Source organism: Shewanella sp. MBTL60-007, assembly GCF_019654915.1.
GTDB lineage: Bacteria > Pseudomonadota > Gammaproteobacteria > Enterobacterales > Shewanellaceae > Shewanella.
The window spans coordinates 19541-32629 of the sequence record NZ_BPET01000037.1 but is presented as its reverse complement, the minus strand read 5'-3'; the positions used below and the strand labels follow the sequence as shown (position 1 = coordinate 32629).

Annotated in this window: 11 protein-coding genes; 5 read left to right on the top strand and 6 right to left on the bottom strand. The window is 43.8% G+C overall.

The annotated features are described in order from the left end of the window. Positions 1 to 13: 13 nt before the first annotated feature. The 5 genes from K5Q92_RS14695 to ppsA form a co-directional block, all read right to left on the bottom strand. Entirely contained in the window at positions 14 to 430 is a 417-nt protein-coding gene (locus K5Q92_RS14695) for a PliI family lysozyme inhibitor of I-type lysozyme (protein ID WP_220769739.1), read from the bottom strand. A gap of 84 nt (positions 431 to 514) precedes the next feature. Continuing rightward, complete coding sequence (locus K5Q92_RS14690) at positions 515 to 928, bottom strand: MarR family winged helix-turn-helix transcriptional regulator (RefSeq protein WP_220769738.1); 414 nt, start codon at positions 926 to 928, stop codon at positions 515 to 517. Positions 929 to 1084: 156 nt separating this feature from the next. Next, a complete protein-coding gene (locus K5Q92_RS14685) occupies positions 1085 to 1528 on the bottom strand; it encodes a DUF1285 domain-containing protein (RefSeq protein WP_220769737.1) in 444 nt (147 codons plus the stop codon). Positions 1529 to 1619: 91 nt separating this feature from the next. Beyond that, entirely contained in the window at positions 1620 to 4667 is a 3048-nt protein-coding gene (locus tag K5Q92_RS14680; RefSeq protein ID WP_220769736.1) for an FAD-binding and (Fe-S)-binding domain-containing protein, read from the bottom strand. Between the two features lie 149 nt (positions 4668 to 4816). Further along, the gene (ppsA, locus tag K5Q92_RS14675) at positions 4817 to 7186 is read right to left on the bottom strand and encodes a phosphoenolpyruvate synthase (protein ID WP_220769735.1); all 2370 of its coding nucleotides are present in this window, start codon (positions 7184 to 7186) and stop codon (positions 4817 to 4819) included. Positions 7187 to 7312: 126 nt separating this feature from the next. On the opposite strand from ppsA, the gene K5Q92_RS14670 reads away from it, so the two are divergent. From K5Q92_RS14670 to K5Q92_RS14655, 4 genes are all read left to right on the top strand, one after another. Then, the gene (locus tag K5Q92_RS14670; RefSeq protein ID WP_220769734.1) at positions 7313 to 8125 is read left to right on the top strand and encodes a pyruvate, water dikinase regulatory protein; all 813 of its coding nucleotides are present in this window, start codon (positions 7313 to 7315) and stop codon (positions 8123 to 8125) included. A gap of 190 nt (positions 8126 to 8315) precedes the next feature. Further along, positions 8316 to 9383 (top strand): 3-deoxy-7-phosphoheptulonate synthase, encoded by a 1068-nt coding sequence (locus K5Q92_RS14665; protein ID WP_220769733.1) that lies wholly within the window; start codon positions 8316 to 8318, stop codon positions 9381 to 9383. A 247-nt stretch (positions 9384 to 9630) separates the two neighbouring features. Further along, positions 9631 to 10059, top strand: coding sequence for an acyl-CoA thioesterase (locus K5Q92_RS14660; RefSeq protein WP_220769732.1), 429 nt, complete (start codon positions 9631 to 9633; stop codon positions 10057 to 10059). Positions 10060 to 10309: 250 nt separating this feature from the next. Then, the gene (locus tag K5Q92_RS14655; RefSeq protein ID WP_220769731.1) at positions 10310 to 10969 is read left to right on the top strand and encodes a response regulator transcription factor; all 660 of its coding nucleotides are present in this window, start codon (positions 10310 to 10312) and stop codon (positions 10967 to 10969) included. A gap of 121 nt (positions 10970 to 11090) precedes the next feature. Here the strand turns inward: K5Q92_RS14655 and K5Q92_RS14650 are convergent, their stop codons facing one another. Continuing rightward, positions 11091 to 12380, bottom strand: a complete 1290-nt coding sequence (locus K5Q92_RS14650; RefSeq protein WP_220769730.1) for an FAD-binding oxidoreductase — start codon at positions 12378 to 12380, stop codon at positions 11091 to 11093. Between the two features lie 336 nt (positions 12381 to 12716). Between K5Q92_RS14650 and K5Q92_RS14645 the strand changes: the two genes are divergently transcribed. Further along, positions 12717 to 13049: a hypothetical protein gene (locus tag K5Q92_RS14645; protein ID WP_220769729.1), complete on the top strand. Its 333-nt coding sequence runs from the start codon at positions 12717 to 12719 to the stop codon at positions 13047 to 13049. Positions 13050 to 13089: the final 40 nt, after the last annotated feature.

Here is a 13089-nt window from a genome sequence, read left to right as displayed (position 1 = left end):
AGGACAAAGTAAGCTAGCACAGCTTGATAGTATCAGCTTCGATGCAAACTAATTGACTTGCCTGATAATTTCCGCTACCCGCTGTCACTGTGGTAATTGATAACTTTTGCTTGTTACTGCCGTTTTCAATTAAGAGTGCTTTTAAAACCGTGCCATCACGGACAAAGCTCACCGCGCCAGCAAAGTCTCCAACATTTAAGTCACGATAGAGTTTAACTGTCACACTGCCGATGGAACGCGGCTCTAGGCGCCCCTCTTCGATCACTAAGCTGGCACCGCTTGCGAGCTTAATAGACTGAATGAAGCTACCACTGGCACCACACTCTTGAGAAGATGCAGTCTGTTGAGGATTAGGTTTTGATTTATTGATATTAACTGAGCAGGCGCTTAATAGCGGAATAACACATAATGCAACGAGTAGCGTTCTCATAACGACTCCTTTGAAAGGTTCACATTATTAGAGCCTAGGCAAAGCAAGTGTGCAAGCGTTACGAATAAATTCTCGGGGAAGTGGCTAAAAACGATTTATCTTGTTGAGGAGCTTCAAAAAGGTTGTTCGCTCATCCACGGCCAAGTTATCTAAAAAGGCTTCATTAACTCGCTCAGCCTCTCTAACCAAGTCCTGCTCAAGCGCTTTACCACTGTCGGTGAGGTATATTTGAAAGGCACGGCGATTCTCCGCATCCTGATGACGGGTGATTAATCCCTGCTGCTGCAATTGGTCGAGAAGACGAGTCATAGTGTAATTAGCCACATCACAACGCTTAGACAGGGTGGTCTGAGTCACGCCCTCCTCTTGCCAGAGTGAAAACAACACTGGCCACAGCTTAATATCTAATTGGTATCTTTTAAGACGTTGATCTAACAAGTTTTGTAGATCGACATTAAGATGAGATACCAAGTAACCTAGGCTCTCCAAACGATTCAATCAGCACCTCCAAGGCTCTTTCGGGCTTCATCTAATCTTATCACTTACGCCAAAAGAAACTAGTTTTAGAGAAGGTTTATTGCTTAGTTTCAACCAAATGGCCTATAAATCACAGGCTTAACACTCAACTATTTAGCGAGTACGATTTTGTTACAATCAGGCAACAAACTCGCCAATAAAACGGTAAAAACTAGCACGGTTTAATTTGGCCTCAATACCTCTATCTAGCGTCAAGGTAATACTGTCTTCGCCGATAATAAACTGCTCATAGCCTGCAATAAGATGCTCAGTATTAATACTCGATTTAATCGAAAATAGGCCATCGCAGCGGCGTTCATAATCCACTATCACTAAGGCCTGCTGCGCAACAATGACCCGTAATTTTTCAACTGGCGTAATGAGGAAATATTGATTATCTATTCGATTTAAAATGCTGCTAAATAACTTACAGAATTTAACTGGCAGCTTCTCATCTTTATAAAGCCAGTCGCCATTGGCATTAATTTCAAATATCGCCTCTTCGCTACATAAAGACGTATCGTTGGTTAGCGAAGATATTGCATCGGTCGCTTGCGTTAACTGTGCGTTTTTCGATGTCATCAGAATCTCTTCTATTTCAGCATTTGACTCATAATGTTGCAGTGTTAAATAGTAAAAAACTAGCCAGTGGCTAGTTTTTTACATCATACAATTACAGTAAAGACAACAAGGCTTCAAGCGGGTGTTTCGGCTTAAAGCCACTAAATCGCTTAACCTGACTTCGACAAGAATAACCCGAGATCAATACCTGAGATTGAGGTAACTTGGTCAGCGTTTGCTCCCATGACATTTCATAAAGCGCTTTAGAGCGTTCAAGGTTTTCCGCTTCATGACCATAGGTTCCCGCCATACCGCAGCAGCCTAGACTCACCGTGTGCAGCGTTGCACCAAAGTGTTCAAAAATCCCTTTCCACTCGTTTGCTGTATTGGGTTTTGCCGTGGATTCTGTACAGTGACTAAACCAGGTAAACTCCGTTCCAGGGGAATCAGATTTGCGCTCTTGAGGTGCTTTGCCCTCAAGTACCTCTAATAACCACTCATTGGCAAGTTTGACGTGAAAATCTCCACGAGCGCCACCTAAAACTTCTGCATATTCATCTCGATAACAGAGCACTAGAGCAGGATCAATGCCTACCATTGGCATATCAAGCTTGGCCACCTGATTAAGAAAATCGGCGGTCGATTTTGCCGTGCGCGCGAACTTATCCAAGAAGCCTTTAATATGGATAGGCTTACCATTGGGTTTAAATGGCAGTAACACAGGCTTTAAGCCAAGCTTTTCGATTAACTGCACAAAGTGATAAACCGTTCCAGCCTCATAAAAGGTGTTAAATGGATCCTGCACAACTAACACGTATTGACTGCGCTCAGACTCTGGAATTTGCTGTAGCGCTGTTAAATCATATCCACGACTTGCATGTCCTTCGAGTCGCTGCTTTAAAGTGGGTACCGACAACGCTGGTGCGTCAACATAGCCAAGGGATTTCTTGATGACCCACTTGCTTAGGCTGTTTTGAGAAACCGCATTGACTAACCTTGGCGCAGAGGCCATCAATGGTAGAGAGTCCTCAATCCCTGCAACTAAGTAATCTTTTGCTGGGCGCAAGTAACGGCGATAATAAAGGTCAAAGAACTGTGCTCTAAACTTTGGCACATCGACTTTGACAGGGCACTGACTCGAACAAGCCTTACAAGCTAAGCATCCCTTTAGAGATTCCATCACTTCATGTGAGTAATCATACTCCTTGTCAATTTTTAAGGAGTTTTGCGCACGTTGTAGCCAGCCTAAAGACTTACTGCGACTAAGCTCATTAACATCAATACCTTCTGCCTCAAGCAACCTTAACCATTCACGCATTAAGCCTGCTCGGCCTTTAGGAGACTGGACTCGATCGCCAGTGACTTTAAATGACGGACACATAGGCGAATAAGCACTGTAGTTAAAACACAGACCATTGCCGTTACAGTTCATCACATCGGGAAACGCTTCACGGGTTTTAACTGGAATTTGTCTATCAAATGCGCCGCGTTTAACGCTGTCAACGTTATAGAGCATAGGACCACTATTTTTTGGTGCCACCAGCTTACCCGGATTGAGCTTATTATTGGGGTCAAATAATCCCTTAACCTCTTCTAATATGGCATATAGTTGCTCACCGAACACCGCTGGACCATATTCGCCGCGCACGCCTTTACCATGCTCGCCCCACATTAAACCGCCATATTTGAGGGTTAGCTCAGCCACTTGATCGGAAAGCGTTTTAAGGAGTTTTTCATCTTGCTCATCGCACATGTCCAGCGCTGGCCGCACGTGCAGTACACCAGCATCCACATGGCCGAACATGCCATATTGTAAATGGTGGCTATCAAGCAGCGCTCTAAACTCTAAAATAAAGTCGGCTAACTTCTCTGGAGGCACAGCAGTGTCTTCGGCAAACGCGATCGGCTTACGCGCCCCCTTTGCAGCGCCTAACAAGCCCACGGCTTTTTTTCGCATGGCATAGATGGTATTGATGCTGGCCTTATCGGATGTAACCTGATAGCCAAGCAAGCCCGCTTCACTTTGAGCTATTTGAGCCGTTAACATCGCTTCAAGTTTAGCGACTCGCTGCTCAACATCAGCTTGTGAGCCTGCAAACTCCACCATATTAAGGCCATCAATTTCTTTACCCGGTACATCGGTGATCAGCGAGGATACCGAATGCCAAATGATGTCTTCTTTAGCAAGGTTAAGTACCTTAGAGTCGATAGTTTCAACCACAGTGGCATTGGCTTTAACCAGATCGGGAGCGTGACGTAAAGCCGACTCAAATGAGTCATACTTGATGTTAACCATCATGCGACACGTGGGCAAAGGCGTGATATTAAGCTTTGCCTCAGTGATCACCGCAAGCGTGCCTTCTGAACCGGTTAAAATTCGCGATAGGTCGAAATGCTCTAAAGTGTCATCCCAAACATTTTTCAGGTCGTATCCAGTCAAAAAACGATTTAATTTAGGGAAGCGTTGTTCGATCTGTTGACGATTATCTTTACAGATCTCGGCAATACTAGAAATTAACTGCTGACCCAAGGGGTTATCTGTAACTGAAGCAATATTACCTAGCTGTTCATGATTTAATGGCTGAGTTTTAAGCTCACTGCCATCAAACAGGATGCTGCTTAAGCCAAGTACATGGTCAGAAGTTTTACCATAAACCAATGACCCCGCTCCTGATGCATCTGTATTGATCATGCCGCCCAATGTGGCGCGATTTGATGTCGATAAGTCAGGACTAAAGAAAAAACCGTGGGGACGAAGCACATCATTGAGAGCATCTTTAATGACTCCCGCTTGCACCCTTACCCAGCCTTCTGTCGCATTCACCTCTAGGACTTGATTCATGTAGCGTGACATATCAACAATAATGCCATGGGTTAACGACTGGCCATTGGTGCCTGTACCACCACCTCTTGCGCTAAAGACTACCTGTGCAAACTGATCTTGGCTAGCAAGCTTTAGTGCTATCTGAACATCTTGAGTCGTTTTGGGATAGATCACTGCCTGAGGTAAAAACTGATACACTGAGTTATCGGTCGCTTGTGCAAGACGAGCACTGTAGCGAGTATCGATATCTCCTGTAAAAGCCCCCTCTTCAAGGGTCGTTAAAAAAGAAAGATAGGTCGGTTCAAGGGTCTGCTGATGCGATAACTTGGGTAACATGATTACTTCTGTCAGTTGTTATTCTTAAGTTTGTGGCTCATTATAAACAAAAAAAAGCCGCTAAATAGCGGCTTTTTTAATGTTTTTAACAAAATGTTAAATCGCGCAGATTTAACACGTCATTTAGGCCAACAACCTACACGGTAATATTAACCGTGAGCTTCAGCTAGGTATAACCAAGTATCGATAACAGTATCAGGGTTTAGCGATACAGTATCGATGCCCTGCTCAACTAACCAAGCCGCAAAATCAGCGTGATCTGATGGGCCTTGACCACAAATACCTACGTATGCGCCCTTAGCTTTTGCGGCTTTAATTGCCATGGCAAGTAGAGCCTTAACCGCATCGTTACGTTCATCGAATAGGTGGCTGATGATCCCTGAATCACGGTCTAGACCAAGAGTCAGCTGAGTTAAGTCATTTGAACCGATAGAGAAACCATCGAAGTGCTCTAGGAACTGGTCTGCTAATAGTGCGTTAGATGGTAGTTCACACATCATGATAACGCGTAAGCCATCTTTACCACGCTCAAGACCTTGCTCTTTAAGAAGCTCAATCACCTGCTCTGCTTCGCTCAATGTGCGAACGAATGGGATCATAATTTCAACATTCTTCAGACCCATCTCATTGCGTACACGCTTAATCGCTTCACACTCTAGTGCAAAACAATCACGGAACGATTCAGAGATGTAACGACTTGCCCCACGGAAGCCCAACATTGGGTTTTCTTCTTCTGGCTCGTAACGGTCACCACCTACCAAGTTAGCATATTCGTTTGACTTAAAGTCAGACATACGAACAATCACTTTCTTTGGATGGAATGCCGATGCGATAGTCGCGATACCTTCAACTAGACGCTCAACATAGAATTCAACTGGAGACTCATAACCCGCTATCATCTCGTGGATCTCTTGCTGAAGTTCAGCAGTCTGGTCATTGAATTCAAGTAGTGCTTTAGGGTGAATACCGATCATACGGTTAATGATGAATTCAAGACGCGCAAGGCCGACACCTTCGTTAGGAAGACGAGCGAAGTCAAATGCGCGGTCAGGGTTACCCACGTTCATCATAATCTTCATTGGCAGTTCTGGCATTGAATCTACACGTGATGAAATCACTTCAAAATCTTGTAGGCCACTGTAGATGTAACCTGTATCGCCTTCGGCACAAGAAACGGTAACTTCTTGACCATTTTGAATGCGCTCAGTGACATCGCCACAACCAACAACTGCTGGAACACCTAGCTCACGTGCAATAATCGCAGCGTGACAAGTACGGCCACCACGGTTAGTTACAATCGCGCTTGCACGCTTCATGATTGGCTCCCAATCTGGGTCAGTCATGTCAGTAACTAATACATCACCTGGTTGAATTTGGTCCATATCGTCGATTGACTTAAGTACCTTAGCGACACCTTTACCAATCTTGTGGCCGATTGCGCGACCTTCAGAAACAACGTCACCTTGTGTTTTTAGGTGATAGCGCTCGATTAACTGCACATCTTCACGTGAGCGAACAGTTTCAGGACGCGCCTGAACGATGTACAACTTACCATCGTTACCATCTTTAGCCCATTCGATGTCCATTGGACGACCGTAGTGCTTCTCGATAGTCATCGCCTGCTTCGCAAGCTCTTGCACTTCTGCATCATTAATTGAGAACTCGCGGCGCTTATCTGCTGCAATATCTTCAATCTTAACTTGCTTACCATGAGACTCATCGTCTGAGTAAACCATCTGGATAAGCTTGCTACCGATATTACGGCGTACAACCGCTTTATGGCCTGCAACTAGTGTTGGTTTATGAACATAAAACTCGTCAGGGTTAACCGCGCCTTGAACAACCATTTCACCTAGGCCAAATGATGAAGTAATGAATACTACGTCATTGTTACCAGACTCAGTGTCCATGGTGAACATAACACCAGAAGCAGCTTTGTCTGAACGCACCATGCGCTGAATACCAGCAGATAGTGCGACACCTTTATGGTCATAACCTTGGTGAACACGGTATGAAATCGCACGGTCATTAAACAAAGAAGCAAATACATGCTTAGTTGCTTCTAAAACGGCGTCATAACCCTTAACGTTTAGGAAAGTTTCTTGTTGGCCAGCAAATGATGCGTCTGGCATATCTTCTGCTGTCGCTGAAGAGCGAACTGCGAAAGATGCATCATTTGTTTCAGAGCTAAGCTTTTCGTACGCTTCGCGAACCGCTTGCTCAAATTCTGGATGGAATGGGGTGTCGATAACCCACTGTCTGATCTGTGCACCTGCTGTAGCGAGTGCGTTCACGTCATCTACATCTAGAGCTTCTAGAATTTCGTATATCTTCTGGTTAAGTCCACTTTGTTCAAGAAATTCATTGAACGCAAAAGATGTTGTCGCAAATCCACCAGGCACTTGAACACCTGCATTTGAAAGATTGCTAATCATCTCACCAAGAGAAGCGTTCTTACCGCCTACCTTGTTGACGTCACCCATGCCTAATTCTTGATACCAGAGTACGTATTGCTGCACAGTTTTTATCTCCGCAAGTATATTTTAGTGTGGCTCTTCACACGAGAGCAGCAGCATCTTACACTCCACGGCAAGAACCGTAAATGTATAATTTTATTTGTAATTTTATTACTACAAGAGGCCGAAATGTTGCGTAAAGTATTTTATATCTCAGATGGGACAGCGATCACAGCAGAGGTATTTGGACATGCCGTTCTTTCTCAATTTCCACTTGAGTTTGATGCACTTACAATTCCATTTGTAGAAACAGAAATGAAAGCGGAAGCTGTTAAAGCACAAATAAATGATTGTTTTATTACAACAGGTGAAAGACCGCTAGTTTTCCACTCCATCGTAAAACCGGAGATCAGAGACATCATCTATAGCAGTGAAGGCTTAGATTATGACTTTTTGAACACTTTTGTCGCGCCATTAGAGAAGCAACTAGGTGTTGCTGCTGCACCAGCCCTGCACCGTACCCATGGTAAAGCCAATGAAAGTTATGAAGCGCGTATCGATGCTATCAACTACGCCATGGAAAATGATGACGGCCAAACCATGAAGCATATGGATAAAGCCGATCTTATTTTGTTGGGGGTATCCCGTTGCGGTAAAACCCCATCGAGTCTCTATCTTTCGATGCAATTTGGTATCAAGGCGGCAAACTATCCATTTACCGAAGATGACATGGATAACCTTAAACTGCCTGAAGCACTTAAACGTAATAAACATAAGCTATTCGGCCTGACTATCGATCCTGAACGCCTCCACGAAATTCGCCACAGCCGTATGTCTAATAGTCGTTACTCATCTTTACGTCAATGCCGTGTGGAAGTTAAAGAGGTCGAAATGATGTATAAGAAAGAACGCATACCTTTTGTGAACACTACTAATCATTCGGTAGAAGAGATCGCCACAAAAATCCTTGAAGAAACAGGATTAAAGCGCCATATGTTCTAATCTCGATACCCATTTTATCTCGTCAAGAAACCAAGGCTTTTTTTAAAAAGCCTTGATTTCATACCAAGTAATTTTCGCGATTATGAAAATTAGCCTCACTTTTAAGGCAATTGCCACTGTGCACAGCCAAACTATTAGTTATAATCCGAGGTAATCAGGCGATAGCCCATACGAACGCTCGGTATTTTGAATGACCATTAAAACAGACGAACTCCGCACTTCCCTTTTATGTAAGGTAATTTCACCTGCACAACTCGCTTCTGAATATCCTTTAACACAAGATGCCGCTGACTACCTAGTTCAGCAACGTCATGAAGTTGAAGCCATTATTAATGGTGAAGACCAACGCTTACTTGTGATTATTGGCCCTTGCTCAATCCATGACACTGAAGCAGCTTTAGACTACGCACAGCGCTTAGCTAAGCTCCACCAGCAATATAAAGATGATTTGTGTATCTTGATGCGTGTCTACTTTGAAAAGCCACGTACAACAGTTGGCTGGAAAGGATTGATTTCCGATCCAGACTTAGATGGCAGCTTTAGCCCGAACAAAGGCTTACGTAAAGCACGTCACCTATTACAGCAAATTACTGAACTTAAGTTGCCTATCGCGACTGAGTTTCTAGATATGGTCAACGGCCAATATATTGCCGATCTGATCACTTGGGGCGCGATTGGAGCTCGTACTACTGAAAGTCAAATTCACCGCGAGATGGCGTCAGCGCTTTCTTGCCCTGTAGGCTTTAAAAACGGTACCGATGGCAATATCGATATTGCAGTTGATGCTGTGCGCGCAGCGCAAGCCCCGCATATCTTCTACTCACCAGATAAAGATGGTGCAATGGCTGTGTACCGCACTCACGGTAACCCATTTGGTCACATCATCTTACGTGGTGGTAAAGAGCCAAACTACCACGCTGAAGATATTCGAAAAGCCGCAGCCCAACTCGATAGTGTCGGTGTGACTCAGCGCATGGTTGTTGACTTTAGTCACGGTAACAGCCGCAAGATGCATAAAGAGCAACTCAACGTAGCCGAGTCTATTATTCAGCAGATGGTTAATGGTGAAACTGCCATCGCGGGTATTATGGCAGAAAGCTTTATCGAAGAAGGCAACCAGAAAGTCATACCTGGTGAAGAGCTAACCTACGGCAAAAGCATCACCGATGCCTGCATTCATTGGGAAGACTCAGAAAAGCTATTAAGTGATCTTGCCAAGGCGTCACGTACTCGTATGCAGCGCTTACAGCAAAAATAGTACTTAAAAACTAGAAGAAAAACGTACCCTCTCAATCAGTCGGTACGTTTTTTTATGCCGTTATTTTATCAAGTAGACAAAACTTGCTGATCCGTAAATCCAAGAGATATCACATTACACCTATCGTGTTTTATAGCAGAGAACTCCATTCTCTCCAGCCGTCTCAGACCCCCTCCAAGACAACCTGTTATAAAATTACAAAATCGACTATAATCTCGCCTCCAAATGCATAACCATAGGTTGCCGTATGCCTTTAACTCAAACTCCTTCACAATTTCCCGAAGATGTAGCCCTTCGAATCGAACAATCTGAAGCCCGTGTCATTAAAGCAGTATTCCCCTCTATTACTAATCATCACAACACACTATTTGGTGGAGAAGCGTTAGCTTGGATGGATGAGACCGCTTTTATCGCTGCGACCCGATTTTGCCGCAAAAACCTAGTCACAGTAAGCTCAGACAGAATCGATTTTAACAAACCTATCCCTGCCGGTACTCTAGCCGAGCTCATTGCCCGAGTGATCCATGTTGGTAATACTTCAATTAAAGTTGAAGTCAATATTTTCGTGGAAGATATGTATCAAGATCTGAGAGAGCATGCTATTCGTGGTGTATTTACCTTTGTTGCCGTTGATGAACAAAGAAAGCCAACCGCTGTTTGGCCACCCCATAATTAACAAGTATCACTTTCGATAAGCGTAAGCAGAACAGAGGGCTATAACCTTAGCCCTTTGCTATATAACTGCTACTGTCATTTCGCTGCCATTATCTCTAAAAAGCTCATCACTATCACTTTAGACTAAAGTCTAACTTCTGAACTTATTTTAACAAATAGTAACTTTTCAAGCTTAAAGCCATAGAATCCCCTGTCATTTATCTGTTACATTGAACTATCTTCACGCGCAACCAACACAACCTTATAAAGCCATGAAGCCTGAAAATTTAAATATTATTATTGCCGATGACCACCCGTTATTTAGAAATGCTCTAAGACAAGCTTTATCGTCTGAGTTTAAAAATACCCAATGGTTTGAAGCTGATAGCGCCGATGCGCTGCAAGCCCTACTCGAAAGAAGCGACATTGAATATGATGTGGTGTTATTAGATCTGCAGATGCCAGGATCCCATGGTTACTCTACGCTTATTCACCTAAGAACTCATTTTCAAGACTTACCTGTGGTTGTAATCTCCGCTCATGAAGATAACCTCACCATCAGTCGCGCAATCCATTACGGTAGCTCCGGCTTCATTCCAAAGTCGTCTTCGATGGAAACATTAGCAGAAGCTCTAGAAGCCGTTTTATTTGGTGATGTGTGGTTACCTCAAGGCGTTGAACTTCAAGAGATAAATGAAGATGAAACTAACCTGATGGCCAGTAAACTTGCGGATCTGACGCCACAGCAATATAAAGTGCTACAGATGTTTGCCGAAGGCCTGCTTAATAAACAGATCGCTTATGATCTTGAAGTCTCTGAAGCCACCATTAAAGCCCATGCAACAGCGATATTTAGAAAGCTTGGGGTCAGAAATCGCACCCAAGCAGTAATAGCCTTGCAACAGCTGGAGATGGAAAAGGTCGACCTCTAAGTCGGCTCCCCCCTTACTTTACTAGCTTCGACTGTAAAAAATCCGCTGACAAATATTGCAGCGGTTTTTTTATGACTGACATATACCTCAACTTTATCTATATGACTCTATCGGTGTCGCTTTATCGAAAGTTTTCCATCACCTTGTAGTACATCATACCGAGCGCTAATGCTTGATTACCAAACCACTCATTAAGTGGAATACGGTAATGAGACATCTGCGCAAATAAGTCAAACTCTTGCAACTCGCCAGCTACGGCGTTTGCCATAATTTCGCCCATAATATGAGATGTAGCCACACCATGGCCTGAATAACCTTGGCAGTAATACACATTAGGCGATACTTTACCAAGTTGAGGAATTCGATTAAGCACAATCCCCGCCATTCCAGTCCAACCAAATTCAATTTCAACACCTTTGAGTTGTGGAAAGGTTCGCTCCAATGCAGGTCGTAGCTCAGCAGCAACATCTTTTGAGTCACGTCCAGAATAATTAGTGCCACCACCGAACATCAAACGGTTATCAGCTGTTAAGCGATAATAATCCAACACGAAGCGAGTATCGTAAACGGCAACATCCTTTGGAATTAAGCTCTTCGCAAGCTCTGATGGCAATTGAGCTGTTGCGCAATTCCCCAAAGATGCAGGAAACAGCATACCCCGTAATTTTCTACGGGCTAATTTATGGTAGGCGTTACCAGCCAAAACTACGCGATTAGCTAGCACTTTCCCTTTAGCCGTCGTCACCGTTGCTAATGGACCATCATCGATGTCGATTACCGCAGAATGCTCAAATATTAATGCTCCTAGACATTCTGCCGCCCTCGCCTCGCCAATACAGAGATTAACCGAGTGCAGATGCATATTACGCTTATTAAGCAGTCCACCGTGATATAAGGGGGTGCCAATATATTCATCTAACTCAGGCTTAGTGAGCATAGCTAAGTCGCTTTCCATACCACGCTGACAGCCTTCAGCATAGGTTTTCTCAAGCTCCCTTAAATGGCTTGTTTTATAAGCGGTATGAAGATGACCATACTTTAAGTCACAGCTAATATTATATTTTTTTACCCGTTCTTTAATGATCTCATGGCCACGCCAACGCATGTTCCACACATACTGTTCAGCATCACTGCCAATACGCTTGCGAAGCTGCTTAGTCATAGCTTCATCACCTGAAAGGCTTCCCGTGACTTGTCCGCCATTACGTCCAGTTGCGCCCCAGCCTATTTTATTGGCCTCAAGCAAGGCTACCTTATAACCTTTCTCTGAAAGTTCTAACGCCGTTGCTACGCCAGTAAAACCGCCACCAACAATTGCAACATCGACACGAAGCTCCCCCTCTAACTCTGGGTAATTGGTTTCTTCGTTAATGGTGGCATTGTAATAAGACTTGCAGCGTGGCTCAGACATCTTCATTCCCTTTGAGTAATGGCTTACTTCTTGTTTTAAATTTTTTACATTAAAGACTATTTGTTCAGTATATCCATCAGAAACAACATTGGTCAAGACTTGAGAAAAAGGCCGATAAAGCTCCATATTTTCTCAACACTCTTCTCTCCTTTTTTAACGGGATTTCCATTTACTCTAATGCCAATAGCCACTTGTCGAGTCTATATTCAACGACTATCTTCAATAGTGAATGTCTACATAATCAAATGCTCAATCATGCGATTTAGGCCGTCGACGAATCGTGACACTCCGGCTTAGAAAGCCACTAGAAATCATTGAATAACAAAGGAAAGTGATATGAAAAAACTTGGTATCGCACTCATCGCTTTAGTACTCAGTGCTTGCGCCTCTTCCCCTGCAACTTGGAAAGGCATGTCTGAAAGAGACATTGCAGCATGGAAAGAGATTGGCTTTAATGCTGAGCAAGCTCAGGCTTGGAAAGGTGCGGGATTTAATGCAGAGCAATCTAGCGCATGGGCTAAACAAGGATTCAACTTAGACAGTGCACAAAGTTGGAAAAACCAATCCTTCAATCCTGAAGAAGCAAAAAGCTGGAAGATGAGCGGCTTTGATCTCGAAACCGCTGTAGAGTCACGTGATCAAGGACTCACGCCGGTCAAAGTTGAATAATATTGAGCCGACATAATAAAGACTATGCCTCTTTATTATG